The following is a 25,440-nucleotide window of genomic DNA, read 5'->3' as shown; positions in this document are numbered from 1 at the left end:
TCAGGCAGTGGGCGCGCTACGTCCTAGCATCCAACCCTATATTGGTGTTTTAACGAGACGATCAAGCTGGGCAAGACCATGGCAAAACCGACACTGGATGAACTGCGCCAACAGATCGACGAAATCGATGATCAGATCCACGAACTGATCCTGAAACGTTGGGATGTTGTGCAATATGTCGCTGCAGCAAAGGGCAAAGGGGCAAAACTGCCAGTGCGCCCGACGCGCGAAGCATCCATGCTGCGCCGACTGGCGGAACGGCATCGCGGCCCCTTCCCTTTCGCGGCCCTGGCGCGTATGTGGCACGAAATGATCGCCGCTTTTACCATGTTGCAGGCGCATTATTCCGTCGCGGTGCTGGCAAATTCTGAGGAACACACATTGTGGGATCTGGCGCGCGACCAATTTGGCAGCCAGGTACCCATGACCGCCTATCCCACGGTGCGCGATACGCTGGCGCAGGTCTTTGAAGATCGCCACCAGATCGCCGTGTTGCCCGCCCCACGGGAAAGCGACGACGATCCCTGGTGGGTCAAGCTGTCGGGTGCCAACGCACCCAAGGTGATTATGCGCCTTCCCTTTGCCGGTGTCGGCAGCGTGCGCGGTCAAATGCAGGATGCCTTTGCCGTCGCCCGCCTAAAGCTGGAACCAACAGGCAGCGACCGCACCCTGGTCCTGATGGAAACAACGGAACCCCTATCACGCACAGCCCTGAATGCCATATTGCAACGGGCGAAGTTACATCCCCTGTTCACAGCCTCCGCGCCACAGGAAGAAAGCTGGGTCCATCTGATCGAATTAGGGGATTTCATCGACAGCAAAGACTCGCGCCTGGAATTGATCGAAGTGCGCGATTCCGTTGTAAGAGTGGAAATTGTCGGCGGCTATGCAGAGGTTCTAGGCCCTGAAAAGCGGCCCCCACTGCCCCTTCCGAAAGAAAATGAGGATGACAGCGCAAAATGACGAAGAGCCCGCTAATCCTGCGCCCCGGCATTGCGGAAGCGCCTATCTATGTGCCAGGCGCCCATGGCGACGACACAGCCGCCATTCCCCCCGCTGTCCTGTCCGCCAACGAGAACCCGTTGGGGCCCAGCCCAAAGGCAATTGCCGCCTATGGCGAAGCGATCCATCTGAACCGCTATCCCGACGGTGGCGCGACCCAATTGCGTCAGACTTTGGCCACCCAGTTCGGTCTGGATGTGAACCGCATTGTCTGCGGCGCGGGATCCGATGAACTAATCACCCTGCTGATCCGCTGCTATGTGGGGCCAGGGGATGAAGTCCTTCAGACTCAGCATGGCTTTCTGATGTATGGCATTACCGCGAAAACTGTTGGGGCCACGCCGGTTCTGGCACCAGAGACACCGGACCTGCATACGGATGTTGATGCCTTGCTTGCCTGTGTCACCGACAAGACCCGCATTTGCTTTGTCGCCAATCCCAACAATCCAACCGGCACCTATATCCCCGGCAGCGAATTGCGTCGTCTGCGGGATGGGTTGCGAGAAGATATCTTGCTGGTGATCGACGCCGCCTATTCTGAATATGTCGATGCGTCCGACTACTCAGATGGATGTGATTTGGTTGAAGATTACCAGAATGTCGTGATGTTGCGCACATTCTCTAAGCTTTATGGTTTAGCGGCATTGCGGCTGGGCTGGTGCTATGCGCCCGAAGCCGTAGTGGACGCGCTAAACCGTGTGCGCAGCCCGTTTAACGTCAACAACTCTGCTCAGGCAGCCGGTATCGCCGCCCTGGGGGATCAGGACCACGTTGAAATCAGCCTGGCGCAGAATGCAGAACAATTGAAGCGCCTGTGCGGGGCCTTATCCCAATTGGGACTGGGCTTCCCGCCATCCGTCTGCAATTTCGTGCTGATCCGTTTTAACGATGCCGACACCGCCAAACGCGCCCTCAGCCATCTGGCAGATCAAGGCGTTATCGTGCGATCCGTTGCAGGCTATGGGCTGGCCGAAAGCCTGCGCGCCACAATCGGCACCGCGGCGGAAAACGACCGCTTAATCGCCGGGCTGACAGATTTCATGAATAAAGGCTGAAGACCTGTCCGTTTATTGGGCCGGAGCCGGCGCAGCCTGTGGGTCGGTGCCTTGCATTTGATTCGATCCTGCATCCAGGGTCTCGTCACTGACGGTCGGCGGCGGGGCAAGATCGGGAAATGTGGTGATTTCACCCGTCTTTGGCGCGGGCACAGCGGGTGGCAGCGGTCCAGCCCCGGCGACAATGGGCGGTATTTCCGTCAATGCGACAGGTCCCAACGACAAAATGCCATCCTGTATTGTTACCGGAAAGCGGACCATTCCCGCCTGACCGGAGCCCAAGGATAACAGGCCGACCCCCATTTCGATATAACGCCGTATCTGCCGATCGATCAGACCCGCCTCTTCAAATCTTCGCGCGGTTTCAGAAAGCCCGGTCGCCTGCATGCCAAAAGCAGCCAGGGGGCGCAGATACTCATCCAGGCTAATCGTCCCATCACCGGACAGATTAAGGTCCTGCCACGCCAAGGCGATCTTGCTGACCTCAACACCGCCCCCGGCGTCCCGCCAATCAGACAGGCGCTTTGCCATACTGAATTCTGGATTGGGTTGGGGACCAGACACAGTGAAATCAAGGATCGCCGCCTCGATTTGTTCTGACAGGCCCTGCGGCACAAGACCAGGCATCTTAGCGCCGACCAACTCCAGATGCCCTGTCATAATATCCGCATCACGGTCCTGTGGCGCATGGAATGGCATTGTTCCAGAGACGCCAATCGTGTCGATGGTCAAACCATTGGGCCCAGATACATCTGCCGCGATCAGACGCAACTGGTGCTTGGCCCCATCTCTGTGAAACAGATAATCACCGGTTAAATCCTGAATCACCACCGGTGTTTTCTGGCTTTCCGGTATCATCACCGCAGAAAGGCGAAGAGGTTGATCACTGGAGATCTGATATCGATCCAACTGCCAGGGCTTAAACGTGACCGTCAGCGCATCGCCAGAGACTGTCCAGGCCCGCAGGGGGGCCGCGACACCAAATCGGGTCGCCGTTAAGGCCAGGGAGAAGGGGTACCCGCCGGTATCTATCCGCTGAAAGTTGATATCATAGCCTTGGCTACGCTGTTCCGATACCCAGTCCTGAAAGCTGGATATCGCCAGACGCGCGGAATAAAACCACCAAGCACTCCAGGCCCCGACCAGAAGCACCAGAATACCAACCACCGACAGAAGCAAAGATCTTTTTCCCATAAGTCCCGATGTACGCGCCAGAAACCGGCTTGGCAAGCTGGGCGCGCCTTGTCAGGATGAAAGGATCATGACAAAGCGGCCCCAGCATCCGATACCTCCCCTGCCAGATTTCGACCGCGCCTCGGACGACACGATCTGTCAACGGGCGGATGCCTGGATTGCCAGTATGCCGGACCCACAGAATGTTTGGATTTTTGGCACCGCTTCGTTGATCTGGAACCCCGAATTTCCCTATTGTGACCGGCGGCGCGCAGCGGTTCAGGGCTGGCATCGGGCCTTGTGCCTGTTTTCAACCAGGTATCGCGGCACGCGGGAAAAACCGGGCCTGGTCATGGGGTTGGCCCCCGGCGGTACATGCGAAGGCTGTGCATTTAGAATCGATCCAGATCGCTTACAGGAAGCCGCCCGCGCAATTTGGCTGCGTGAAATGGGAAATTCCAGCTATGAAATCATTCAACTGACAGCCCAAACCGATATCGGCGAAATCCAGTGCTACAGCTTTGCCCCAGTATCGGGTCACCCGCAATGCGCCCATGGCCTGCCCATTGATATGATTGAGGCAACCGTGCTGAATGCCTGCGGTCAGCGAGGGACCAACCTGGAATATGTTTTGAAAACGGTTGAGCATTTGGATCAATTGGGAATACACGATCCTGATTTGCATGCGCTGGCCGCCCGATTGATCCACCTGCAAAACCAAAATGAAGAGGAGCCAGAGGCATGAGCGAGCGCCCAAAAGCCATTCCCACGGTCCAGGTTGACGATGATCGCGTCCGCGTCACCCAATGGCATTTCCCACCCGGTGCGGAGACGGGACGGCATCAACATGAAATGGATTATGTCGTCGTCCCCATGACAACGGGGGCCCTGACAATTGAATTTCCGGACGGAAAAATCCTTCAGTCCGACCTGAAGGCAGGCCTGTCTTATGCGCGGCAAACCGGCGTTGACCACAATGTGATCAACGACAACGACTTCCCCTTCACCTTCGTAGAGGTGGAGATCAAGCAATAGACCTTATTCAGCGGCGGCCGGGGTGGTCCAGGGTGCTGTGCGGCTGCGGTCATCTTCGTATCCGTCGATGGCCGCCCCTTTCTGCAAGGTCAACGCGATATCATCCAGGCCGTTCAGCAGACAATGCTTACGGAACGAATCCACTTCGAACGGGATTTCCGTGCCATCGGGATCGACGATAACCTGACGGGGAAGGTCGATTGTGAACTGGGCATTCTGACCGCGCTCTGACTTTTCCATCAGCGACTTTACGGTCTCTTCCGGCAGCCGGATCGGCAGAATCCCGTTCTTGAAACAATTGCCGTGGAAAATATCGGCAAAACTGGGTGCGATGACACAGCGAATGCCAAAATCTTCCAATGCCCACGGCGCATGTTCCCGACTGGACCCACAGCCAAAATTGGCCCCGGCGATCAGGATTTGCGCATGGGTGTAAGGCTCTTTGTTCAGCACGAAATCTGGCTTGGGAGTGCCATTGTCATCAAAGCGCATTTCATCAAACAGGTTCTTGCCAAGGCCGGAACGCTGAATGGTTTTCAAAAACTGCTTGGGGATGATCATATCGGTATCGATGTTGATCATATCCATCGGGGCAGCGATGCCGGTCAATTCGGTGAAGGGTTTCATGACTGTCTGATCCTCTCTTACCGCTTGCGGCGTTTAATCAGGGACATCAGGATGGCGGCATCCATCGCGCTGATCATGGCATCATCATTTGCAGGGGCCGGAACATCGATCTGCCAGGCGCTGTATTGCATATCGCGGCCAAACAGGCGGTCCAGATGATCCTTGGGCAGGGGCATTTGGTGGGTCATGACAGGAACTCCCGAACATCGGCCAGGTGGCCTTTCAAAGCAGCCGCAGCGGCCATGCCTGGGCTGACCAGATGGGTCCGACCACCCCGGCCCTGACGACCTTCAAAATTGCGATTGGACGTTGAAGCACAGCGTTCCTTCGGGGCCAGCTTATCGGCATTCATGGCCAGACACATGGAACAGCCTGGTTCCCGCCAATCAAAACCTGCGGCGATCAGGATTTTATCCAGGCCTTCCGCTTCCGCCTGTTGCTTTACCAGACCAGAGCCTGGGACCACCATGGCGCGGACACCGTCTGCAACCTTGCGACCCTTGGCAATTGCCGCGACCGTGCGCAGGTCTTCAATCCGACCATTGGTGCAGGACCCGATGAAAACCGTATCGATTTTGACATCGGTCATCTTCATGCCCGCCGTCAGCCCCATATAGTCCAGGGAGCGTTGCGCGGCAGCAGCCTTACCCGAACCATAGGATTGCGGATTAGGCACCGTTCCGGTGATCGCAACCACATCTTCCGGGCTGGTGCCCCAGGTGATTTGTGGTGGGATATCAGCGACATCCAGGGTGACTTCCTTGTCATAAAGCGCGCCCTCATCGCTGGGCAGCGTCTTCCAATAGGCCACAGCTTTTTCCCAGGTCTCTCCCTTGGGCGCCATTTCGCGGCCTTTCAGGTAGGCGAATGTCGTCTCATCAGGCGCAATCAGACCAGCGCGTGCACCGCCTTCAATTGCCATGTTACAGACAGTCATACGCCCTTCCATGGACAAATCGCGGATCGCCTGACCGGCAAATTCAATGACATGGCCGGTCCCGCCCGCCGTGCCAATCTTGCCAATGATCGCCAGGATCAGATCCTTTGCCGTAACACCAGTGGGCAATGCGCCATTGACTGTGACACGCATATTCTTTGCCGGGTTCTGCTGCAGCGTCTGGGTCGCCAGAACATGCTCAACTTCCGACGTTCCAATACCAAACGCCAGAGAGCCAAACGCGCCATGGGTCGCGGTGTGACTGTCGCCGCAAACAATCGTCATGCCAGGCAGGGTGAAGCCCTGTTCCGGTCCGATGATATGAACGATGCCCTGGCGAACATCGCTCATTTCAAAAATCGGCACGCCGAATTCTTTCGCATTGGACGACAGGGTTTCGACCTGGATGCGGCTTTCCTCATCCTCGATCCCGCTGGCGCGGTTTGCGGTCGGCACATTGTGATCCGGCACAGCCAGGGTAAGCTCTGGACGCCGCACTTTGCGACCGGAAACACGCAGACCTTCAAAAGCCTGCGGGCTGGTCACTTCATGCACCAAATGGCGGTCGATATAAATCAGGCAGGTACCATCATCCTGTCTATCGACAATGTGGCTATCCCAGATTTTATCAAACAGCGTTCTTGGCTTCGTCATGCTTTCCTTACCCCTTTTCTGCCTCGCTTTGCTCAAGGTCAGCGGATCACGCCACAGCACCAGTTCTGAAAGGCCCTGATCCATTCATGCGACTTGCCACATTTCTGGACAGGTTTGCTACCACCCCGAAAGGCAATCGCATATCCCTTAACGGTCACAAGACTTCATCCGCCTCGTGAAAAGATAAAAGTACTCTTTCCAAAAGGCATCGACCTGCGCCTGTACCGACGTAATCCGGTACAGGCCCGATGGTCTTTAGTCGCCCTGATAGCGGCCGTTCTTCATGCCGCGACCGGTGGTGCGTTCGATGATACGGGCGGACTTACCGGTACGACCACGCAGGAAGTACAGCTTCGCACGGCGGACTTTACCGCGACGCACGACGTCAATGCCTTCGATCCGCGGGCTGTACAGCGGGAACACACGTTCCACGCCTTCACCATAAGAAATCTTGCGGACGGTGAAGTTGGAATTCACGCCAGCATTCTTGCGGCCGATGCAAACGCCTTCGAAAGCCTGGATACGCTCGCGCGTGCCTTCGACAACCTTCACACGGACAACGATCGTGTCACCCGGCGAAAATGTCGGGATCGCCTCGCCAGTGGTCAAACGCTTTTCGACCTGCTCGGCATTGATCTGTTCAATGATATTCATGACCTCGGTTCCTTTCTTCGCAAACCTTTTGCGTTACGCAACATGATTAGCCCCGGCGCTGATATAGCGGGACCATAAATCCGGCCGACGCCGCTGTGTCACGGCTTCGGCTTGGGCCCGTCGCCAGGCCCGGATGTTTTTGTGATGACCAGACAGCAGGACTTCCGGCACGTGCCGTCCCTCCCATTCCGCTGGCCGCGTATAGTGCGGATATTCTAACAATCCGCCTTCAAAACTTTCTTCGTCCAAAGACTCGCGTGACCCCATGACACCCGGCAGCAACCGCAGACAGGCATCCAGCATCGTCAGGGCTGCAGGCTCGCCACCAGACAGAACGAAATCGCCAAGGCTGACCTCTTCGATTTCCCATTTGTCCAGCACCCGCTGATCCACCCCTTCATACCGACCGCATAACACCCGCACCCCTGATCCTGTCGCCAGATCCCGAGCCCGTGCCTGATCAAAGACCCGACCGCGTGGCGACAGATACAGTAAGGGCCCCGGCTTATCAGCCACTGAGGCAATCGCTGCATCCAACACATCAGGGCGCATGACCATACCGGCCCCACCCCCCATTGGCGCATCGTCCACAGTTGCATGACGATCCGTTGCAAAGCCCCGGATATCAACCGTTTCCATCTGCCACAGACCGGATTGCAACGCCTTGCCTGCGATGGAATGACCCAGCACGCCCGGAAACATTTCCGGGAACAGGGTCAAGGCCGTCACATGCCAGGGCGTTGCGGAAGGGATGGTATGCGCCATGATATCAGGCCTCCTCCCCTTCTTCTTCACCCTGTGTCGCTTCGACTTCCGCCGGGGGCAGAATGGTCAGGCGACCGGCATCCAGGTCAACTTCGGGAACAACCGCTTCCATGAAGGGATACAGGACAACTGACCCGTCTGCGCCCACCACTTCCAGCATATCGCCGCTGCCAAAATCAAACACCGCCCGGACTGTTCCCATATGGGTTCCAGCCCCGTCCAGTGCAGCCATTCCGATCAGATCCGCGTGGTAGAATTCTTCCTTATCCGCCTGGGGCAACAAGGCCCGATCCAGATAGAATTCCGTTCCCCGCAAAGCTTCCGCAGCATTCCGATCCGTGCATCCGGCCAGGCTGGCGATCAATTGCCCCTTCACTTCCCCTTTCAGGGTCAGCTTATAGACAGTATCACCGGTCTGATCGGTCAGGGGTCCATATGCCGTTAAATCGGCGGGATCGGCGGTAAAGCTCTTCACGCGCAGTTGTCCGCGCACGCCATGGGCGCCCGTGACAACTCCGACGATCAGTTTGCTTTCTACCATCTGTCCGATTCCATCCGGCATGATGCGACCTCTGGGCCGATGCAATCCGTTACCGGATTACTCGGTCTTTGCTTCCTCGGTCGCTTCTGCAGCCGCTTCTTCAGCAGGGGCTTCTTCAGCCGGGGCTTCTTCAGCAGGGGCAGCAGCAGCTTCCGCCGCTTCTGCTTCCGCAGCAGCAGCAGCTTCGGCAGCTTCAGCCTTGGCAGCTTCCGCAGCTTCAGCAGCTTCCTTGGCCTTCTGTTCACGCTCGCGGATACGTTCCTGTTCCTTGGCGCGCGGCAGATGCTGTTTGGTCTGCTCTGGGATCGACGCCTTTTCCATCACGCCGGCATCGGCCAGGAAACGGTGAACGCGCGGTGACGGCTTCGCGCCGACCGACATCCAATATTTGGCGCGGTCCAGATTGATGCTCAGGCGTTCTGCATGATCGCGGGGCATCATTGGGTTGTGGAAGCCGATCTTCTCGATGAAGCGGCCATCGCGCGGTGCGCGGGTATCCGCAACAACGATACGATAAAAGGGACGCTTTTTGGCGCCACCACGGGACATCCGGATTTTAAGGCTCATTCGTGTTCTCCAGTCCTAATTGAAACGCTGGTACTCGGTTATTATTTGATCGGAAAACGCATCCGACCGGGTTGTAGCTTTAAACGCTATTTCTTCGGAAAGCCGGGGGGGAAACCAGGGGGCATCCCTCCCAATCCTGGAAGCTGACCCGGGCCCTTGCCCATGGATCCGCCCCCCATATTCGCACCGCCCATCAGGGCGCTCATATCTCCACCCATGCCGCCGGGCATACCCATCATGCCCTTTTTGCCCATTTTGGAGACCTGCTTCATCATCTTGGCCATCGTTTGGTGCTGTTTCAGCAGCTTGTTGATGTCCTGAACACTGGTGCCCGACCCAGCAGCCACGCGACGCTTGCGCGAGGCGTGCAATACCTTCGGGTTGCGTCGTTCCTGAGGGGTCATGGAAGAGATGATCGCTTCCTGCCGGATCAACGCCTTCGGGTCCAGATTGGCACCGGCCATTTGCTTTTTCATTTTGGCAATGCCGGGCAACATGCCCATCAGACCTTCCATGCCGCCCATTTTGCGCATCTGTTTGAGCTGCTGGGCCATGTCTTCCAGGTCGTATTCGCCCTTCTGCATTTTGCGGGCGATCTTTTCGGCCTCGGCCTGATCAATAGACTCGGCAGCGCGCTCCACCAGGGAAACGACATCGCCCATCCCCAGAATGCGACCGGCAACGCGATCAGCCTTAAAGGGCTCGATCTCGTCCATCTTTTCGCCGGTGCCCAGGAATTTGATCGGCTTGCCGGTGATCTGACGCATGGACAATGCCGCACCACCGCGGGCATCGCCATCAACGCGCGTCAGGACGATACCACTCAGGCCCACGCGATCCTGGAAGCTTTTAGCGACCGTTACCGCATCCTGACCGGTCATGCTGTCGGCCACCAGCAGGGTCTCGCGCGGGACAGCCGCATCGCGCACGGCGGCGACTTCTCCCATCAATTGTTCATCGACATGCAGGCGACCCGCGGTATCCAACAGGACGATGTCATACCCGCCCAGTCGCGCTGCGTTCAGCGCCCGCTTGGCAATCGCGACGGGCTGTTGCCCTGCTACGATCGGCAAGGTCGCAACGCCGGTCTGTTCGCCCAGAATTTTAAGCTGTTCTTGTGCCGCCGGGCGATACACGTCCAGGGACGCCATCAGCACCTTCTTGCGGTCTTTTTCCGTCAGGCGCTTACCAAGCTTCGCCGTCGTCGTCGTCTTACCAGACCCTTGCAACCCGACCATCAGGATCGCAAAGGGCGGCTCCCCGATCAGGTTCAGGTCCTGATCGTCTGAACTCAGCAACGCAGTCAAGGCATCGCTGACGATCTTGACCACCTGCTGACCCGGCGTCACGGATCGCAGCACAGCCTCGCCAACGGCCTGTTCGCGCACGCTGGCAATGAAGTCTTTCACGACTGGCAGTGCGACATCGGCTTCCAGCAGCGCCACGCGAATGTCACGCATAGCGGCATCAACGTCGCCCGCCTTCAGCGAACCCCGTCGTTTCAGGGCATCGAATACGCCGCCCAGCCGATCTGACAATGACTCAAACATGCACGCTCCTGCTTCAGCAAAGCACACACAACGCAAAACGCGCCGGTGCGCGAAACTCGCGGACCGGCGGGACCCCTTAGGACCTTCTGCAGATGTGACTGCCTGATGTGAGGCGGTTTCTAAGGCGTTCCACCCCGCCGGTCAAGCACAACTGTCACACTTGCTTGGGGGCCGGACGGTTCAGCGGCAAACCCGGTGATTAAATTTCCCCTTTTACGTACAAATAATTTTTTGCGCCATTAAACATTGAATAACCGATTTCGGTGTGCAAATAATAGTTATACCATTAAAGAGGGAAATTCATGGCTCAGCAACACAAAGGCACGCGCCGACAGCCAACAGATGTCGATAAATTGGTTGGGGCGAATGTCAAACGCTTGCGCCGCGCCCAAAAAATCACACAGGCGCAGTTGGGTCAGGATATCGGCCTCAGCTTTAAGCAAATCCGTAAATATGAATCGGGAGAGAACAGAATTTCCGCCAGTGCGTTATTTCTTATCGCGCGCGCCCTGAATCACCCGGTGGAAACGTTCTATGATGGATTGGACTTGGTTGAAGGCACCAATCCGGATTCCGATGATGAAGCGCGCATGCTGGCCGGATATTTCAATGCGATTGAGGCCCCGTATCAACGCCGCGCCTTTTTCAGAATGGTATTGGAAATCAGTGAGAGCGAGCTTTACGCATAACAACCTACCGAGAGTCGCCCCCTGCATTTGCCCTGAAACAACAGTCAAATTGCGTCAGCAGCCAACCCGTCTTATATAGGGCCCTGAAACGGGCACCCTGATTGCGGGTGGCGCAGCTATTTTAAGACTGTTTTGGCGAGGACGACCATGGTGGCGTTCAAGAAGATGCATGGGCTTGGGAACGACTTTGTCGTGCTGGACGCACGGGCAGAGCCGATTGACCTGCCGGAATCCCGCATCCGCCTGATTGGGGATCGACATTTCGGTATCGGTTTTGACCAGTTGATGGTGATACAACCGGCCCAGTCGCAAGACGCCGATATATTCCTGCGAATCTATAATCCAGATGGCAGTGAGGCAGAGGCCTGTGGCAACGGCACGCGCTGTGTCGCCGATCAGGTGATGACCGAACTGGGCAAAGCCACCTGCACCATCGATACGATCAGGGGGCGCCTGTTGGGGCGGCGTCAGGATGACATGGTCACCATCGATATGGGCGCTGCCTTGCTGGACTGGCAGGATGTGCCTTTGGCCTCTGCTATGGACACACTGCATCTCAACATTTCCCAAGGCCCCCTTTCCGACCCGGTCGCCGTGGGAATGGGCAACCCGCATTGTGTGTTTTTTGTTGAAGATGCCGAGGCGATTGACCTGCCAACGCTAGGACCGATCCTGGAACATCATCGGTTGTTCCCAAGGCGCACAAATGTCGAAATCGCATCCCTCTCTCCCGATGGGCAGTTGCGCCTGCGGGTCTGGGAGCGTGGCGCGGGAATCACGCTGGCTTGCGGATCTGGCACCTGCGCAACGGCTGTTGCCGCCCATCGACGCGGGTTGGTCGATGCAGCCTCTGCACCCGTCAAAATTCGCGTGGATGGCGGTGAAATGTCTATCCAGTGGCGGCAGGAGGATGGTCATGTCCTGATGACCGGGCCGACCGCCCTTAGCTTTATCGGGGAGATGGCGCTGTGACCAAGACCCCCGACACAACGAACGCCCTGGAAATCATCACCTTCGGCTGTCGCCTGAATGCCTTTGAGTCAGAGGCGATCCGTAATCTGGCTACGGCAGGCGGTCGTGAGAACCTGATTGTCGTCAATACCTGCGCTGTAACGGCGGAGGCAGAACGCCAGGCGCGCCAGACAATCCGCAAGCTGCGCCGGGACAATCCCGACGCTGAAATCATGGTCACCGGTTGCGCGGCCCAGATCGACCCAGGCACCTATGCCGCCATGCCGGAAGTCAGCCGCGTTGTTGGCAATCAGGAGAAGCTGCGGCCAGAAACCTATGGCGCCGCTGCTGAAGAGCGTGTCGTGGTCAATGACATCATGTCGGTCACCGAAACCGCCGGACATTTGATCGATGGATTTGCCGAGCGCACCCGGGCCTTCGTTCAGGTACAGAATGGCTGTGACCATCGTTGCACCTTCTGCATCATTCCCTATGGGCGCGGCAACAGCCGATCTGTGCCCGCCGGAGAGGTGATTGGGCAGATTCGGACCCTGGTGGAAAATGGCGTACAGGAAGTTGTCATCAGCGGCGTCGACATCACCTCCTATGGCGGGGATCTGCCGGGGGAACAGGGTTTGGGACAACTGGTTCGGCGCATCCTGAAGCTGGTGCCGGACCTACCCAGACTGCGCATTTCTTCGGTGGATTGCATTGAACTGGACCCGGACCTGTTCCGCGCCATGGCCGAAGAAGAACGCCTGATGCCCCACCTGCATCTGTCGCTGCAATCAGGCGATGATATGATCTTAAAACGCATGAAGCGACGGCATTCCCGTGCTGATGCGATCAACCTGATTGAAACCCTGCGCGCCAATCGGCCGGAAATCGTCTTCGGGGCGGATCTGATCGCCGGATTCCCCACCGAAACCGAAGACATGTTCCAGAACAGCCTGAACATCATTGAAGAGGCTGGCCTGACCTGGATGCATATCTTCCCCTATTCGGAACGCCCCGGTACGCCCGCTGCCCGCATTCCCAATCAAGTGCCCAAGGCGGACCGCAAGGCCCGCGCCCGCAAACTGCGCGAAGCAGGGGCGAAGGCAGAGGCGAAGTACCTTTCCTCTCTGCGCGGAACAGAAGCCAATGTTCTGATAGAGCGCAATGGCCTGGGACATAGCGAAGGTTTCGCGCCCGTGCGCCTGATCGGCGATATGCCCGATGGCACCCTGGTCCGCGCGCGATTGGGAGAGATCAAAGATGGTGTTATACGAGGAGAAGTCCTAAGCAAGCTGGCGGCGGCGTAGAACGTATTGATTTGTGCTGGCGGTCCTGGATTCCCGCCTGCGCGGGAATGACGTCTTCAAAAAATGATACCTTCAATGCGTCCCCCCCGGACTTGATCCGGGGTCCAGGGGCAACAAACCAAATGCGGAGCCTGAAATAGTAAAATCGAAAGACAGTGAGACATGGCGTTAGGGTGGTTTGAAAAACTAAAGCAGGGTCTGGCGAAGACCTCCGCACGGCTGACCGATGGTGTTGCCGGTATCTTTACTGGCAAGCGTCGGCTGGATGATGCTGCGCTGGAGGAATTGGAAGACGTCCTGATCGGCTCTGATCTGGGCCCTGGCATGGCGGCGCGCATGACCGCCGAACTGGCGCGCACCCGCTTTGACAAGGAAATCGGCGGCGATGAAGTGCGCGAAGCCTTTGCAGCCCATGTGACCTCTGTCCTGGAACCGGTTGCGAAACCGCTTGTGATCGACAGAACGAAAAAGCCGCATGTCGTTCTGGTTGTCGGGGTGAATGGATCAGGTAAGACCACCACGATCGGAAAATTGGCAAAGCATTATAAAGACCAGGGCCTAACGGTCATGCTGGCTGCCGGGGATACGTTCCGCGCCGCCGCCGTTGAACAATTGAAGATCTGGGGCGAACGCACCGGATGCCCCGTCATTGCCCGCGATACCGGCAGTGACGCCGCCTCCCTGGCGTTTGAGGCGCTGACCGAGGCCAAAGAGGCTGGCGTTGATGTCCTGCTGGTCGACACCGCCGGGCGGCTGCACAACAAGGCCGGCCTGATGCAGGAATTGCAGAAGGTTGTGCGGGTTCTGGGCAAACAGGATGACAGTGCCCCCCATGACACGATCATGGTGCTGGACGCCACCGTTGGCCAAAACGCCCTGCAACAGGTCAAGGTCTTTGGCGAAATGGTGAAAGTGACCGGTCTGGTCGTAACAAAACTGGATGGAACCGCCAAGGGCGGCGTTCTGGTCGCACTGGCCGACACATTCGGCCTGCCGGTACATGCCATTGGGGTTGGCGAACAAGCCGAAGATATGCGCCCCTTCGAAGCCCGCGATTTTGCCCGCAGCCTGATGGGCTTGAGCGTGACTTCCTAGAAGACATGCTCCAGCAAGGGCAGCATTCGGCCCGGAATACTGTCTGACGCAACCTCCCCAATCAGGACCGCGCCTCTGCTTTGATAGAACGGCACAGCATGCGGGTCAGATACGATTGTCATCCGTGTACATGCCTGCGCCTTTGCGCGTATCACAGCATCTGCATACAGGGCAGCCCCGACTCCCATCCCGATTGCGGTATCATCCACAAACAGCTTATCCAAAGACGCATCGGGGGAAGAGCAAATCACATGCTGGACACCCAGCAATCGTGAATCCGCATCAGAAACAGCGACAATCACTGTATCGGTCTCTATCACACGGCGCTCGATAAACAGGGTCGCAAGACAATGTTCCATGAACTCCTTTGAATAGCCCCAATGTGCCTTGGATCGCAGCATCAAGGCCGTGATCTCTTCCGCTTCTTCTGGCGCGGCTTGACGCAGGGTGACCCTGTTTTTCATTCGGATATAATCCCTGAAGGGGCTGGTAACTTGGAGGGGGCATAGTACAAAAAACCCCTCCCCCAGCAAGGCTGAGAGAGGGGCTTTGTAGTCGGTATGTCGGAAAGGCTTAGTTCTTGGTTTTGTCGACCAAGGCCTTTTCAGAAATCCAGGGCATCATGGCGCGCAGCTTGGTGCCGACTTCTTCAATCGGATGCGCGTCATTCAGGCGACGGGTTGCCTTGAAGCTGGTCTGGTTGACCTTGTTTTCCAGCATCCAGTCACGGGTGAATTTGCCCGACTGAATGTCATGCAGAACACGCTTCATTTCCGCCTTGGTGTCATCAGTGATGATGCGCGGACCGGTGACATATTCGCCATATTCCGCCGTGTTGGAAATCGAGTAGTTCATGTTGGCGATGCCGCCTTCATAGATCAGATCGACGATCAGCTTCACTTCGTGCAGGCATTCGAAATAGGCCATTTCCGGTGCATAACCGGCTTCGACCAGGGTTTCAAAACCAGCGCGGATCAGTTCGATCAAACCGCCGCACAGAACAACCTGCTCCCCGAACAAATCGGTTTCACATTCTTCCTTGAAGCTGGTTTCGATGATCCCGGCCTTGCCGCCGCCATTGGCGCACGCATAGGACAGCGCCAGTTCCAGCGCATTACCAGAAGCATCGCGATCGACAGCAACCAGGGTCGGAACCCCGCCGCCCCGCAGATATTCAGAGCGAACCGTGTGGCCTGGGCCTTTCGGGGCGATCATGAATACGTCCAAATCGGCGCGGGCTTCGATCAAGTTGAAATGAATGTTCAGGCCATGGGCGAAAGCAATCGCTGCGCCTTCCTTCATGTTGCCATGCAATTCGTCCCGGTAGATGTCGCCCTGCAATTCGTCAGGGGTCAGCATCATGACCAGATCCGCCCATTTCGCGGCTTCCGTTGCGGTCATGCATTTCAGGCCGGCTGCTTCCGCCTTTTTGCGGGTGGCAGAGCCTTCACGCAGGCCAACAACAATGTCTTTCACTCCGCTGTCCCGCAGGTTCATCGCATGGGCATGGCCCTGGCTTCCGAAACCGATGATCGCGACCTTCTTGGTCTTGATCAGATTAACATCGGCATCACGATCGTAATACACGCGCATGATTGGGCGCTCCCTTTTCAATCTGTCGTTCAAAATAGATGGCATTGACTGCCAAAACCGCGTCTCTCTAGCGGTCTTGGGCGGATGGATCAATGACAGAGTTGTGTCATTGCGATCATAAGGCTTGTGACGCAACAATCTGTCGCGAAAATTGCCGAAAGTTCTGCATCAGGACTCTTAAACCAGGCAATAGAGTCATATGCTAGCAACCGATACACGGCGAAGGAGCGTTACATGACCTTACCGCAGAAAATGAGCGGCGTTGTTCTGACCGGTCACGGCGGGCTGGAAATGCTGGAATGGCGCGACGACCTGACCGTCCCCACGCCCGGAAAAGGGGATGTGATTGTCCGTGTCAGCGCTGCGGGGGTGAACAATACCGACATCAATACCCGCCTTGCCTGGTATTCAAAGGGGGATGGCGATGCAGACGACGCCACATGGTCGGGCGCGCCGATAGCCTTCCCACTGATCCAGGGGATTGATGTCTGCGGTCAGATTGTTGCCACCGGTGAAGGTGTAGACCCCAAGCGCATTGGGGAACAGGTCCTGATCGAACCCTGCTTGCTGGAAGCCAATGGGGAAAGGTTGAAAACGCCGTGGTTTCTGGGCTCTGAATGCAATGGCGGCTTTGCCGACTACACCCGCGTGGCGTCCCGTCATGCCTATCGGATTGTGAGCGATTTAACGGATGCGCAATTGGCGTCATTTCCATGCTCCTATTCAACGGCGGAAAATATGCTGACGCGCACCAATGTTGGTCCGGATGACACCGTGTTGATCACCGGCGCATCCGGCGGTGTCGGCTCTGCTGCCATTCAACTGGCCCGCGCCAGAGGGGCCACAGTGATTGCCGTCACAAGCCCGTCAAAAGCCGAGACTCTTAAATCCCTGGGCGCGATCAGAACCGTTGATCGCAGCAATGATCTGATCGCCGAATTGGGTCGAAACAGTATGGATGTCGTGATTGATCTGGTCGCCGGTCAGAAATGGCCCAGCCTGCTGGACGTGTTGCGCCCGGCTGGGCGGTATGCGGTTGCAGGGGCCGTCGCTGGCCCGATTGTGGAACTGGATGTTCGGACCCTGTATCTTAAGGATTTGAGCTTTTACGGATGTACGGTTCTGGAGCCACAGGTCTTTGGCAATCTGGTACAGCGAATCGAGCGCAAGGAAATAGCCCCCCTGGTCGCGGAAACCTATCCATTGCGCGATATTGCCGCCGCTCAAAAGGCTTTTGGAGAAAAAGGCTATGTCGGGAAAATCGTGTTAACGGTGCGTTGAAACAAGAACCATCAGACAACGATATTCAGGTAAAACCCGCGCCGCACACCTTCGCGCGGGCCTTTGTCCCCATCGAAAGCCAACAAGGTGCGCAATCGATTGAAGGCGCCTTCCAGAACGGATGTCGAATCAACGGACCGCCCATCGCCTGGCGACGCATCCGAATTGCCCGACCGACCAGCGCCAGGACGAGTCAGCCCAACGCCACCGCCGATGCCTTCCTGCGGGCGCGGTTGAATGCGGGTACCAATGCCTGATCCAAAATCGCTCATACACAGAGTATACCGATAGAAACCCCCTTTTTGCAATGATTGGAAAAGGCTGAAATCGGAAGGGTGACGGCACTGGAACAATCGCTTATATAGGGTGCCATGACAGATCAACGCCCCCCTTCTTCGCGCACGCCCCAGGATGCCAAGGCTCCAAAAGCCCCGGCCTGGCTGAAGCCAACAATCGAATTTGCCCCATTGGGGGCATTTTTAGTGACCTGGCTGACAACCAAAGACCTGATGCTGGCAACAGCGGTTGTCATGGTCGCCAGTTTCGTCGCCGTCATCGTCTCCTTTGTTGTGCAAAGGCAAATTCCATGGATGCCGCTGATGACAGCTGGAATTGTCGGGGTCTTCGGTGGATTGACGCTGTATCTTGAGGATGAGAGCTTCATTAAAATGAAGCCCAGCATGATCAATACCATGTTCGCCGCCATCCTGCTGGGCGGGCTGATGATCAAGAAACTACCGCTGCGGGCTGTGATGGGCCAAGCCCTGGAAATGCCTGAGCGGGCCTGGAAGTTATTGACCCTGAGAACGGCGATCTTCTTTCTGGCGCTGGCTGCCTTGAACGAGATTGTATGGCGCACACAAGCCACGGAAATCTGGGTCTATTTTCGCTTCCCGGGTCTGATGCTGCTGACCTTTGGATATTTCGCAACACAAATGCCATTCATGATGCGCCACGGTAAAGAAAAGCCAAGCGAGTAACGCGACAGGGGATTCCAGAGTTTCTATGGCTAAATTGGAAAAATTGATCGAAGACGCGGAAGAACATTATCGCCAGGGCCGATTGGATGCTGCTGTTGCCACCTATGAAAAAGTCCTGAAACAAGAACCGGATCATTTGGAAGCCCTGGAATGGCGCGGGGAATTGGCCGTGCAACAGGACGACTATGAACGGGCCGTGGAAACACTGTCCCGGGCACGCCAATTGCGCGGCGATGATGCCTTTACCGAATATACCAATCTGGGCCTGTGTTATTACGAATTGAACATGCCGGAAGAGGCGGTAGAGACGCTGTGGCGCGCCGTGCGGCGAGATGCCGATGATCTGGTTTCCCATTCCAATCTGGGAAAGTCGCTTTACGATCTGTACGCCCATGACAGGGTGGAAGAAGCGGTCACCATCGCTGCGGAATGGATGCGGCGCTTCCCCAATGTGCCCGACGCCCAACATATCGGGGCGGCAATTTCCGGTCTGGGCCTGCCCGACACCGCCAACGCTGCCTATGTCGAAGATATCTTCAATGACTATGCACCGATCTTTGATGAGAAACTGGCTGAGCTTGGCTATCGCGCCCCGGCACTGATCCTGCAAGCCTTGCAGCCACATCTGCCAAGCCCCAATCGGGACCTGGTCATTCTGGATGCAGGTTGTGGCACGGGCCTGTGCGGCCCCCTGCTGGCCCCGTATTGCCAGCGTCTGGACGGGGTGGATCTGTCACCAAAAATGCTGGAAAAGGCCAAATCCAAGCAACTGTATGATCGCCTCAGCAAGGCGGAACTGACCGCCTTTCTAAACAATGCGCCTGACATGTATGATGTCATCGTTGCGGCAGATGTCCTGTGCTATTTCGGCGATCTCAGCCGCGCGGCAGCCGGCTTCCTGAATGCCCTGGTACCGACCGGGCGATTGGGGTTTTCCGTGGAACGCATGGATGATGCCACCGCTGATGAGCCTGGGTATCGGCTGGATCAAAGTGGTCGCTATAAGCATGACCCCGCCTATGTTGAACGCGTCCTGGAGGAATCAGGCCTGCTGATCATCGATATCACACAGGAAGACCTGCGCAGTGAATATGGTGTATCCGTCGGCGGCTTGATCATTACCGCAGCGAAGCCCGCGTAAGGATGCTTCCCCGACCCGGCGTTCCCAGTGTAAGCTTGCCCTATGGATAAAGACGATACGATAGGCGCACGCGACGCAGGACCAAACCCGACGGAGTCTAAGACCCCGCAGACGGATGACCCAGTTTCTCCAAAATCCGACTCTGCAGCGGCCCAGACAAATCAGAAAAAGGCTGCGCCGCGCCGCGCGGTTGCAAAGGCAGTTGTTGCCAAGGCTGTCGCGAAACGCCTGCCGACAAAACAAGCCCCTGCTGCGCAGCCCGCATCCGCCCGCACTGTGGCGAAGGCAACCTTCACCAAACGCACCACGACCAAGCGCCCAATTGCAAAGGCGGTCATTAAGGCGGCTGCAAAAAAAGCGCCGGTGGCGATCCAGGATCAAAAACCCGACCCCCTTCCCACCCCGGAACAGAAGAGACCGGCAAAACCGCCAGAAAAACCGGTAGCTCAAGTTATCTCCCGCCCGGATCGGGACCCTAAACTGTTGCTCAGACAAGCGTTGCGCGCCCATCAGACCAATAAACTGGAAGAAGCCGAAGAGCTGTATCAGCGGACCCTGAAACTGGATTCTGACAATGCCGCAGCCTGGATTAATATGGGGGTATTGCTGCGCCGCCGCGGCCAACTGGAGACCGCTGTTACCTGTCTGAAACGGGGGATCGCACTGACCCCAAATGATGGTCCTGCCTGGTCAAATCTGGGCAATGCGTTGCGATCATCCAACAGATTAGACGATGCCCTGATGGCGCAACGCCGCGCCCTAGACCTGTCCAGTGATGTTGCGCGCATCCACTATAACTTTGGCTTAACCATGCGCGACAAAGGGGACCTGGAGCAAGCCGCCAGCGCCCTGCGTCGGGCGGATTTGCTGGGGTATGATGCACCCGAACTGGGATGGGACATCGCCTTGACGCATTTGTTGGCGGGCAAGCTGCGCGACGGTTTCCAGGCTTATGAGAACCGCTGGAATTTACCCGAATCCACAAAGTCGCATCAGTCCCTGCCCGCCTGGGATGGCAAACCCTTAAAGGGTCGCACTCTATTGGTTTGGGCGGAACAGGGTATGGGCGATACGATCCAGTTCTGCCGATATCTTACCGATGCTGTCGATGGTATCGGCAAATCGGGAGAAAAAATCGTGCTGGAAGTTCAGGCTCCCCTGGCGCGGGTCCTGCAACGATCCCCCAACTTCTCCAAGATCACCGTTATTCCGCGCGGCACAAAACTGCCCCGCTGCGATTTACAGGTGCCCCTGTTGAGCCTGCCCCGGCTGTGCGGCACAGAAATGGACAGCATCCCGGACCATTGTCCCTATATTATCGCACCAACCGACACCACCAAACCCAGCGGCCTTCGCCGGGACAGACTGAATGTTGGTCTGTGCTGGGCCGGAAAACCCAGCCATAAAAATGATCGCAACAGGTCCAGCGCCTTGCATCACTTCGCCAGCCTGCTTGACCTGCCTGGGACAGATTTCATCTCTCTGCAGAAAGGTCCCGCTGCGCAGGATATTCAGGACTTGTCCTTAGCACCATTGTTGCGGGACATGGGCAGCGGATTTCGGGATTTCGCTGACACAGCCGTCGTGCTGCGGGATTTGGACCTGATCATTACTGTTGATACATCCGTTGCGCATTTCGCCGGGGCAATGGCGCGACCGGTTTGGGTCCTATTACCCTATGCGCCCGATTGGCGATGGATGCTGCGCCGGGATGATAGCCCCTGGTATCCATCCATGACGCTGTTCCGCCAGACCAGCCCCGGCGATTGGCCCGAGCTTTTCACACGGGTTCGACAGGCCCTGATCCGAAAACTGCGCAGTTTCGGTTAACCTAATCGGGTTTCCCTTCCCCGAAAATCAATTGGCCCGATTTGTTCTCCTAAGTTAAATGGGAACAAAACAAGAAATAGCGCCTTCTTTGCTTGCCCGCGCGCGCTCAAATCATCGCCCTTCACTCTAAAGCGGTACCCGCTAACTTCCAGCGGCGGTTTTTATCTTGTCTTATTATTGGACAACAACTTGCTGTTTGCCTGTTTTTAGCACCATATTCGTTGACGGATAGCGTATTCCCATGATATCCCATAAATACCCATAACCGTAGTATCTGACATAGTATGCGTGATGTGTTTCTGAAGACATTCGCGGAAAATGGGCAACCCGTTGTTATCAAATGGGTTTTTTTGAATACGTACCGGAATCGCCCATCGGGGGAGATATCCAGACACAAGGGGTGGCCTTCAGCATGACGCTGTTCGCTGGCACATTCGAAAATAAAGTTGACCGGAAGGGACGTGTTTCCTTGCCGGCCGATTTTCGTTCCGAATTGCCGGAAGGGGGCGAGCGGATCGTCTATATCTACCCCTCTCCTCGCCACGAAGCGCTGGAAGCCTGTGACAAGGCCTTCATGAAGCGCATTGTTGAAGCGATTGAGGCGCGCCCGCTTTACTCCGATGACGAAGAAGACCTGAATCAATCTATCGTCGCGACGGCCCGCAAGGCGTTGCTGGATGAAACCGGTCGCCTGGTTCTGCCGCCGGATCATGCCGCCCATGCCGGGATTTCCGATCTGGCGGTCTTTGTGGGCCAGGGCAATCGCTTTCAGATCTGGGCACCAGAGCGCTTTAAGGATCACAGCGAAAAAGCCCGTGCCCGCGCGAAAAACAAAACCCTGACATTGTTGCCCGCTCGGGGCACAGAAGGCGGTGACGCATGATCGCCCCGTCTAAAGACCCTCATTTCCCTGTCATGCTGCCGGAAGTCCTGGCGGCATTGAAACCGGCGGCTGGTGAAGTTCACCTGGATGGCACTTTTGGCGCAGGCGGCTATACCCGTGGTATTCTGGATACCAGCGATTGCCGCGTCTTTGCAATCGACCGGGACCCGGATGCTATTGCCCGCGGCCAATCCCTGGTTACCACGTATGGTGATCGTCTGACGTTACTGACCGGCACTTTCGGGGATATGGAACACCTGTTGTCTGGCGTTGGGGTGACCCAGTTGGACGGCGTCGTGCTGGATCTGGGTGTGTCTTCGCCTCAGATCGACACACCGGAACGTGGCTTTTCGTTCCGGTTCGATGGCCCTTTGGACATGCGCATGGGGCTGGATGGTCCCAGCGCCGCCGATGTCGTCAATGAATGGCCGGAAGAAGAACTGGCCCGCATCATCTGGGAATATGGGGAAGAGCGTTTTTCGCGTCGTATTGCCAAGGCTGTCGTGCGGGTACGGGCGGAAAGCCGCATTGAAACCACCACACAACTGGCGAATATCGTCCGGGGGTGCGTCCCCCGTGCGAAAGACAAGATCGACCCCGCGACACGGACATTCCAGGCGCTGCGCATTCAGGTGAATGATGAATTGGGAGAATTGGACCGCGCCCTATTGGCCGCAGAACGCCTGTTGGTGCCAGGCGGGCGGTTGGTCGTCGTCGCGTTTCACAGCCTGGAAGACAAACGCGTGAAGGCCTTCCTGCGCGCCCGGTCCGGTCGGGCCGGCGGGGGTGGATCACGCCATCTGCCCCAGGGTCACGCGGAAACCCGCAGCCCGTCTTTCACCCTGATGACAACCGGTACCGTCAAACCATCCGCATCTGAAACCGCAGTCAATGCCAGGTCCCGCTCCGCGCGCTTGCGCGGCGCATGGCGCACCGATGCGCAACCTTGGACCGATGGAGGATCGCTATGAGAGTTTTAGTAATCGCCATTTGGATCATCATGGTGACGGTCACCGGCTATACGCTGTTTCATATCAGCTTTCAGGTTGAGGCGCTGGATGGGCAATTGGCTGAATTGAACCAGCAAATTCGCGACGAACAAGAAACGATCCATAATCTGAAGGCGGAATGGTCCTATTCCAGCCGCCCGGATTGGATTGAATCCCTGGGCAAAGAATTTCTGCCCGACATGCATTCGATGGAGCCATCCCAGGTGATGGCCATTGAAGATATCCCGTTTCGCCGCACCGATCCGCAAGAAGCGGATGCGGGCGCTGAAGCCGCCTCGGCGGCACCATCTGGCACGACAGAAGTTTTGCCAGCGACCCTAGTGAGGACCTCACAATGATCGGACCGTTCAGAAAGACACGGCGTCCGAAGCCACCGGAGTTCGCTCCGCCCCGGCATCGACCGCATTCAGATCGTCGCCCAGCTTTACCTTGTGCCCCCATTCGATCCGACGGCAGCTTCCGTCGTGCGATAGAGATGGGGCGCGCCCGGTTGCTGATCACCGGCGCGGTGATGGCATTCGCCTTTACCGCCGTCGGTGCCCGACTTGTTGATTTAGGGGCGTTCGCCAATCAGAACGTGGCCTCTGTCCAGACCCACGCCATCATCAACCCGGATTTAAGAACGGAAAAGGCGACCATCACGGATCGCAATGGCGTGATCGTGGCAACCAGCCTGACCACGACGGCGCTTGCCGCGCGCCCGGACCGCCTGTTGGATCCAGTGGATGCGGCCCGTCGCCTAGCCCAGCTATTTCCTGAGTTGGACGAGAGTGACCTGCGGGCAAAGCTGACGTCCGATTCTCCCTTCGTTTACGTGAACCGTAAATTGACGCCGAAAATGGAACAGGCCGTGATGCAATTGGGCATCCCCGGTCTGGAGTTTGAACGTGCAGAAACCCGCGTCTATCCCCATGGGCGGCTGTTGTCGCATATTCTGGGTTATACCGATGTCGACGGCAAAGGGCTGTCTGGCATCGAACGGGGTCTGGAAGATCGGCTGCGGGCCAGCAAAGAGCCGTTGCGCCTGAGCATTGATCTGCGTTTCCAGCATGTCGTGCATGAAGAATTGAGCAAGGCTGTCGAAGAATACAGCGCCGAAGGTGGTGCTGGTATCGTGATGGATGTGAATACCGGTGAAGTCATGGCGATGGTTTCCTTGCCGGATTTCGACCCGAACCGTCCTGCAAACACACCTGAAATCAATCGCTTCAACCGTGCGACCTTCGGGACGTACGAACTGGGTTCAACCTTCAAGATATTCAACACGGCGATGTCCCTGGATTCCGGTGCGGCAACCCTGAATGATGGGTATGACGCAACGAACCCAATCAAGATCAGCCGTTTCACGATTTCGGACTATCACGCCAAATCGCGTTTCCTGACATTGCCTGAAATCTTCGTGTACAGCTCCAATATCGGGTCTGCGAAAATGGCGTTGGATGTTGGTCCACCGGCACAGAAGGCCTTCATGGACAAATTGGGCCTGTTAGAGCCCATCGCGCTGGAAATTCCCGAAACCGGTCGTCCGATGTTTCCAAACCCCTGGAATCCGATCAACACGATGACAATCGCCTTTGGTCATGGATTATCGGTAACGCCGCTGCATTTGGCCAATGGTGTTTCTGCCATGCTGAATGGCGGAGAATTGCTGCCTCCCACGCTTCTGGCCCGGGACCATGCTCCCAAAGGGCGTCGCGTGATTTCGGAACGCGTAAGCTTTGACATGCGCCGTCTGATGCGTTTGAACGCCACCGAAGGATCCGGCAAGGCGGCGCTGGTACCCGGCTATATGGTCGGCGGCAAGACTGGAACGGCAGAGAAACCCAGCAGCGGTGGCTATAAGAAGCGGGCGCTGATCTCTTCCTTTGTCGCGGCCTTTCCGATGAACAGCCCCCGCTATGTGGTCTATGTCGTTTTGGATGAACCACATGGCACCAAGAAAACCTTTGGCTTTGCCACGGGTGGTTGGGTTGCAGCTCCGGCGGCTGGCGCAATCATCGAACGGGTTGGTGCCATTGCTGGCATCAAACCGATTCAAGAGAATGCGCCCGAAATTCAACACGTATTTGCCATAGACCTGCCAGAGGAAACCAAGAAGCTCGCCTCGCTGCAACAATAGGCGT

At 57.0% G+C, this 25,440-nt stretch carries 27 protein-coding genes and 1 pseudogene; 16 read left to right on the top strand and 12 right to left on the bottom strand.

Annotation, left to right across the window (positions count from 1 at the left end; genetic code table 11):
• The first annotated feature begins 78 nt into the window (after positions 1 to 78).
• Both ACOSDR_RS01715 and hisC read left to right on the top strand, forming a co-directional pair.
• Positions 79 to 963, top strand: a complete 885-nt coding sequence (locus ACOSDR_RS01715; RefSeq protein ID WP_420723099.1) for a chorismate mutase — start codon at positions 79 to 81, stop codon at positions 961 to 963.
• Positions 960 to 2,057: a histidinol-phosphate transaminase gene (gene hisC, locus ACOSDR_RS01710; protein ID WP_420723098.1), complete on the top strand. Its 1,098-nt coding sequence runs from the start codon at positions 960 to 962 to the stop codon at positions 2,055 to 2,057. The genes ACOSDR_RS01715 and hisC overlap by 4 nt, the downstream gene beginning before the upstream one ends.
• Positions 2,058 to 2,069: 12 nt before the next feature.
• Here hisC and ACOSDR_RS01705 read toward each other — a convergent pair whose 3' ends face one another.
• The gene (locus ACOSDR_RS01705) at positions 2,070 to 3,251 is read right to left on the bottom strand and encodes a DUF2125 domain-containing protein (protein WP_420730211.1); all 1,182 of its coding nucleotides are present in this window, start codon (positions 3,249 to 3,251) and stop codon (positions 2,070 to 2,072) included.
• A gap of 67 nt (positions 3,252 to 3,318) precedes the next feature.
• Between ACOSDR_RS01705 and ACOSDR_RS01700 the strand changes: the two genes are divergently transcribed.
• Positions 3,319 to 3,975 (top strand): gamma-glutamylcyclotransferase, encoded by a 657-nt coding sequence (locus ACOSDR_RS01700; RefSeq protein WP_420730210.1) that lies wholly within the window; start codon positions 3,319 to 3,321, stop codon positions 3,973 to 3,975.
• Positions 3,972 to 4,265 carry a cupin domain-containing protein gene (locus tag ACOSDR_RS01695; protein WP_420723095.1) on the top strand — a complete coding sequence of 98 codons (294 nt, stop codon included), beginning with the start codon at positions 3,972 to 3,974 and terminating at the stop codon, positions 4,263 to 4,265. Before ACOSDR_RS01700 ends, ACOSDR_RS01695 begins: the two co-directional genes overlap by 4 nt.
• Positions 4,266 to 4,268: 3 nt before the next feature.
• Here the strand turns inward: ACOSDR_RS01695 and leuD are convergent, their stop codons facing one another.
• From leuD to ffh, 8 genes and pseudogenes are all read right to left on the bottom strand, one after another.
• A complete protein-coding gene (leuD, locus tag ACOSDR_RS01690; RefSeq protein WP_420723094.1) occupies positions 4,269 to 4,892 on the bottom strand; it encodes a 3-isopropylmalate dehydratase small subunit in 624 nt (207 codons plus the stop codon).
• A gap of 17 nt (positions 4,893 to 4,909) precedes the next feature.
• Positions 4,910 to 5,080, bottom strand: coding sequence for a hypothetical protein (locus ACOSDR_RS01685; protein ID WP_420723093.1), 171 nt, complete (start codon positions 5,078 to 5,080; stop codon positions 4,910 to 4,912).
• Positions 5,077 to 6,483 (bottom strand): 3-isopropylmalate dehydratase large subunit, encoded by a 1,407-nt coding sequence (gene leuC, locus ACOSDR_RS01680; protein WP_420723092.1) that lies wholly within the window; start codon positions 6,481 to 6,483, stop codon positions 5,077 to 5,079. The genes ACOSDR_RS01685 and leuC overlap by 4 nt, the downstream gene beginning before the upstream one ends.
• 255 nt (positions 6,484 to 6,738) lie before the next feature.
• On the bottom strand, positions 6,739 to 7,137 hold the full coding sequence (rplS, locus tag ACOSDR_RS01675; RefSeq protein WP_420723091.1) for a 50S ribosomal protein L19: 399 nt from the start codon (positions 7,135 to 7,137) through the stop codon (positions 6,739 to 6,741).
• 33 nt (positions 7,138 to 7,170) lie between these two features.
• Positions 7,171 to 7,902, bottom strand: coding sequence for a tRNA (guanosine(37)-N1)-methyltransferase TrmD (gene trmD, locus ACOSDR_RS01670; protein WP_420723090.1), 732 nt, complete (start codon positions 7,900 to 7,902; stop codon positions 7,171 to 7,173).
• 4 nt (positions 7,903 to 7,906) lie between these two features.
• Positions 7,907 to 8,443 carry a ribosome maturation factor RimM gene (gene rimM, locus ACOSDR_RS01665; RefSeq protein WP_420723089.1) on the bottom strand — a complete coding sequence of 179 codons (537 nt, stop codon included), beginning with the start codon at positions 8,441 to 8,443 and terminating at the stop codon, positions 7,907 to 7,909.
• Positions 8,444 to 8,641: 198 nt separating this feature from the next.
• Positions 8,642 to 9,010: pseudogene (gene rpsP, locus ACOSDR_RS01660) on the bottom strand (30S ribosomal protein S16); the annotation flags it as partial.
• An 86-nt stretch (positions 9,011 to 9,096) separates the two neighbouring features.
• Positions 9,097 to 10,560 carry a signal recognition particle protein gene (gene ffh / locus ACOSDR_RS01655; RefSeq protein ID WP_420723088.1) on the bottom strand — a complete coding sequence of 488 codons (1,464 nt, stop codon included), beginning with the start codon at positions 10,558 to 10,560 and terminating at the stop codon, positions 9,097 to 9,099.
• Between the two features lie 302 nt (positions 10,561 to 10,862).
• Between ffh and ACOSDR_RS01650 the strand changes: the two genes are divergently transcribed.
• The 4 genes from ACOSDR_RS01650 (at position 10,863) to ftsY (ending at position 14,599) form a co-directional block, all read left to right on the top strand.
• Positions 10,863 to 11,249, top strand: coding sequence for a helix-turn-helix domain-containing protein (locus ACOSDR_RS01650; protein WP_420723087.1), 387 nt, complete (start codon positions 10,863 to 10,865; stop codon positions 11,247 to 11,249).
• 147 nt (positions 11,250 to 11,396) lie between these two features.
• Positions 11,397 to 12,221: a diaminopimelate epimerase gene (dapF, locus tag ACOSDR_RS01645; RefSeq protein WP_420730209.1), complete on the top strand. Its 825-nt coding sequence runs from the start codon at positions 11,397 to 11,399 to the stop codon at positions 12,219 to 12,221.
• Positions 12,218 to 13,504: a tRNA (N(6)-L-threonylcarbamoyladenosine(37)-C(2))-methylthiotransferase MtaB gene (gene mtaB / locus ACOSDR_RS01640; RefSeq protein ID WP_420723085.1), complete on the top strand. Its 1,287-nt coding sequence runs from the start codon at positions 12,218 to 12,220 to the stop codon at positions 13,502 to 13,504. The genes dapF and mtaB overlap by 4 nt, the downstream gene beginning before the upstream one ends.
• 162 nt (positions 13,505 to 13,666) lie before the next feature.
• The gene (gene ftsY / locus ACOSDR_RS01635; protein ID WP_420723084.1) at positions 13,667 to 14,599 is read left to right on the top strand and encodes a signal recognition particle-docking protein FtsY; all 933 of its coding nucleotides are present in this window, start codon (positions 13,667 to 13,669) and stop codon (positions 14,597 to 14,599) included.
• Here ftsY and ACOSDR_RS01630 read toward each other — a convergent pair.
• Complete coding sequence (locus ACOSDR_RS01630; protein ID WP_420730208.1) at positions 14,596 to 15,063, bottom strand: GNAT family N-acetyltransferase; 468 nt, start codon at positions 15,061 to 15,063, stop codon at positions 14,596 to 14,598. The two genes, ftsY and ACOSDR_RS01630, sit on opposite strands and share 4 nt — an antisense overlap.
• Positions 15,064 to 15,172: 109 nt before the next feature.
• Positions 15,173 to 16,192: a ketol-acid reductoisomerase gene (gene ilvC, locus ACOSDR_RS01625; RefSeq protein WP_420723082.1), complete on the bottom strand. Its 1,020-nt coding sequence runs from the start codon at positions 16,190 to 16,192 to the stop codon at positions 15,173 to 15,175.
• Between the two features lie 234 nt (positions 16,193 to 16,426).
• On the opposite strand from ilvC, the gene ACOSDR_RS01620 reads away from it, so the two are divergent.
• Positions 16,427 to 17,473 carry an alcohol dehydrogenase family protein gene (locus ACOSDR_RS01620; protein WP_420730207.1) on the top strand — a complete coding sequence of 349 codons (1,047 nt, stop codon included), beginning with the start codon at positions 16,427 to 16,429 and terminating at the stop codon, positions 17,471 to 17,473.
• Positions 17,474 to 17,484: 11 nt separating this feature from the next.
• Here ACOSDR_RS01620 and ACOSDR_RS01615 read toward each other — a convergent pair whose 3' ends face one another.
• Positions 17,485 to 17,745 carry a hypothetical protein gene (locus ACOSDR_RS01615; RefSeq protein ID WP_420723080.1) on the bottom strand — a complete coding sequence of 87 codons (261 nt, stop codon included), beginning with the start codon at positions 17,743 to 17,745 and terminating at the stop codon, positions 17,485 to 17,487.
• 99 nt (positions 17,746 to 17,844) lie between these two features.
• Between ACOSDR_RS01615 and ACOSDR_RS01610 the strand changes: the two genes are divergently transcribed.
• The 7 genes from ACOSDR_RS01610 (at position 17,845) to ACOSDR_RS01580 (ending at position 25,436) form a co-directional block, all read left to right on the top strand.
• Positions 17,845 to 18,453, top strand: coding sequence for an inner membrane-spanning protein YciB (locus tag ACOSDR_RS01610; RefSeq protein ID WP_420730206.1), 609 nt, complete (start codon positions 17,845 to 17,847; stop codon positions 18,451 to 18,453).
• A gap of 25 nt (positions 18,454 to 18,478) precedes the next feature.
• On the top strand, positions 18,479 to 19,594 hold the full coding sequence (locus tag ACOSDR_RS01605) for a methyltransferase (protein WP_420730204.1): 1,116 nt from the start codon (positions 18,479 to 18,481) through the stop codon (positions 19,592 to 19,594).
• 42 nt (positions 19,595 to 19,636) lie between these two features.
• The gene (locus ACOSDR_RS01600) at positions 19,637 to 21,424 is read left to right on the top strand and encodes a tetratricopeptide repeat protein (RefSeq protein ID WP_420730203.1); all 1,788 of its coding nucleotides are present in this window, start codon (positions 19,637 to 19,639) and stop codon (positions 21,422 to 21,424) included.
• A 412-nt stretch (positions 21,425 to 21,836) separates the two neighbouring features.
• The gene (locus tag ACOSDR_RS01595) at positions 21,837 to 22,307 is read left to right on the top strand and encodes a division/cell wall cluster transcriptional repressor MraZ (RefSeq protein ID WP_420723076.1); all 471 of its coding nucleotides are present in this window, start codon (positions 21,837 to 21,839) and stop codon (positions 22,305 to 22,307) included.
• The gene (gene rsmH / locus ACOSDR_RS01590) at positions 22,304 to 23,278 is read left to right on the top strand and encodes a 16S rRNA (cytosine(1402)-N(4))-methyltransferase RsmH (protein ID WP_420723075.1); all 975 of its coding nucleotides are present in this window, start codon (positions 22,304 to 22,306) and stop codon (positions 23,276 to 23,278) included. Before ACOSDR_RS01595 ends, rsmH begins: the two co-directional genes overlap by 4 nt.
• Complete coding sequence (ftsL, locus tag ACOSDR_RS01585) at positions 23,275 to 23,655, top strand: cell division protein FtsL (protein ID WP_420723074.1); 381 nt, start codon at positions 23,275 to 23,277, stop codon at positions 23,653 to 23,655. Before rsmH ends, ftsL begins: the two co-directional genes overlap by 4 nt.
• Entirely contained in the window at positions 23,652 to 25,436 is a 1,785-nt protein-coding gene (locus tag ACOSDR_RS01580; protein WP_420723073.1) for a peptidoglycan D,D-transpeptidase FtsI family protein, read from the top strand. The genes ftsL and ACOSDR_RS01580 overlap by 4 nt, the downstream gene beginning before the upstream one ends.
• The last annotated feature ends 4 nt before the right edge of the window (positions 25,437 to 25,440 follow it).

This window comes from Hwanghaeella sp. 1Z406 (assembly GCF_048892425.1).
Classification (GTDB): Bacteria; Pseudomonadota; Alphaproteobacteria; order UBA8366; family Aestuariispiraceae; genus Pacificispira.
Note: the sequence above shows the minus strand (reverse complement) of the source record. Positions and strands in the feature narration are given on the sequence as shown.

What these genes read in the sequence shown, in the direction of transcription:
- ACOSDR_RS01600 (WP_420730203.1), top strand. Translation starts at nt 19,637, where the DNA reads ATGGATAAAGACGATACGATAGGCGCACGCGACGCAGGACCAAACCCG.
- ftsY (WP_420723084.1), top strand. Translation starts at nt 13,667, where the DNA reads ATGGCGTTAGGGTGGTTTGAAAAACTAAAGCAGGGTCTGGCGAAGACC.
- ffh (WP_420723088.1), bottom strand. Translation starts at nt 10,560, where the DNA reads ATGTTTGAGTCATTGTCAGATCGGCTGGGCGGCGTATTCGATGCCCTG.
- hisC (WP_420723098.1), top strand. Translation starts at nt 960, where the DNA reads ATGACGAAGAGCCCGCTAATCCTGCGCCCCGGCATTGCGGAAGCGCCT.
- ftsL (WP_420723074.1), top strand. Translation starts at nt 23,275, where the DNA reads ATGAGAGTTTTAGTAATCGCCATTTGGATCATCATGGTGACGGTCACC.
- ACOSDR_RS01605 (WP_420730204.1), top strand. Translation starts at nt 18,479, where the DNA reads ATGGCTAAATTGGAAAAATTGATCGAAGACGCGGAAGAACATTATCGC.
- ACOSDR_RS01650 (WP_420723087.1), top strand. Translation starts at nt 10,863, where the DNA reads ATGGCTCAGCAACACAAAGGCACGCGCCGACAGCCAACAGATGTCGAT.
- ACOSDR_RS01580 (WP_420723073.1), top strand. Translation starts at nt 23,652, where the DNA reads ATGATCGGACCGTTCAGAAAGACACGGCGTCCGAAGCCACCGGAGTTC.
- leuC (WP_420723092.1), bottom strand. Translation starts at nt 6,483, where the DNA reads ATGACGAAGCCAAGAACGCTGTTTGATAAAATCTGGGATAGCCACATT.
- ACOSDR_RS01715 (WP_420723099.1), top strand. Translation starts at nt 79, where the DNA reads ATGGCAAAACCGACACTGGATGAACTGCGCCAACAGATCGACGAAATC.
- rsmH (WP_420723075.1), top strand. Translation starts at nt 22,304, where the DNA reads ATGATCGCCCCGTCTAAAGACCCTCATTTCCCTGTCATGCTGCCGGAA.
- trmD (WP_420723090.1), bottom strand. Translation starts at nt 7,902, where the DNA reads ATGGCGCATACCATCCCTTCCGCAACGCCCTGGCATGTGACGGCCTTG.
- ACOSDR_RS01630 (WP_420730208.1), bottom strand. Translation starts at nt 15,063, where the DNA reads ATGAAAAACAGGGTCACCCTGCGTCAAGCCGCGCCAGAAGAAGCGGAA.
- ACOSDR_RS01685 (WP_420723093.1), bottom strand. Translation starts at nt 5,080, where the DNA reads ATGACCCACCAAATGCCCCTGCCCAAGGATCATCTGGACCGCCTGTTT.
- ACOSDR_RS01610 (WP_420730206.1), top strand. Translation starts at nt 17,845, where the DNA reads ATGACAGATCAACGCCCCCCTTCTTCGCGCACGCCCCAGGATGCCAAG.
- rplS (WP_420723091.1), bottom strand. Translation starts at nt 7,137, where the DNA reads ATGAATATCATTGAACAGATCAATGCCGAGCAGGTCGAAAAGCGTTTG.
- ACOSDR_RS01620 (WP_420730207.1), top strand. Translation starts at nt 16,427, where the DNA reads ATGACCTTACCGCAGAAAATGAGCGGCGTTGTTCTGACCGGTCACGGC.
- ACOSDR_RS01615 (WP_420723080.1), bottom strand. Translation starts at nt 17,745, where the DNA reads ATGAGCGATTTTGGATCAGGCATTGGTACCCGCATTCAACCGCGCCCG.
- rimM (WP_420723089.1), bottom strand. Translation starts at nt 8,443, where the DNA reads ATGGTAGAAAGCAAACTGATCGTCGGAGTTGTCACGGGCGCCCATGGC.
- dapF (WP_420730209.1), top strand. Translation starts at nt 11,397, where the DNA reads ATGGTGGCGTTCAAGAAGATGCATGGGCTTGGGAACGACTTTGTCGTG.
- leuD (WP_420723094.1), bottom strand. Translation starts at nt 4,892, where the DNA reads ATGAAACCCTTCACCGAATTGACCGGCATCGCTGCCCCGATGGATATG.
- ACOSDR_RS01595 (WP_420723076.1), top strand. Translation starts at nt 21,837, where the DNA reads ATGACGCTGTTCGCTGGCACATTCGAAAATAAAGTTGACCGGAAGGGA.
- ACOSDR_RS01705 (WP_420730211.1), bottom strand. Translation starts at nt 3,251, where the DNA reads ATGGGAAAAAGATCTTTGCTTCTGTCGGTGGTTGGTATTCTGGTGCTT.
- ACOSDR_RS01700 (WP_420730210.1), top strand. Translation starts at nt 3,319, where the DNA reads ATGACAAAGCGGCCCCAGCATCCGATACCTCCCCTGCCAGATTTCGAC.
- ilvC (WP_420723082.1), bottom strand. Translation starts at nt 16,192, where the DNA reads ATGCGCGTGTATTACGATCGTGATGCCGATGTTAATCTGATCAAGACC.
- ACOSDR_RS01695 (WP_420723095.1), top strand. Translation starts at nt 3,972, where the DNA reads ATGAGCGAGCGCCCAAAAGCCATTCCCACGGTCCAGGTTGACGATGAT.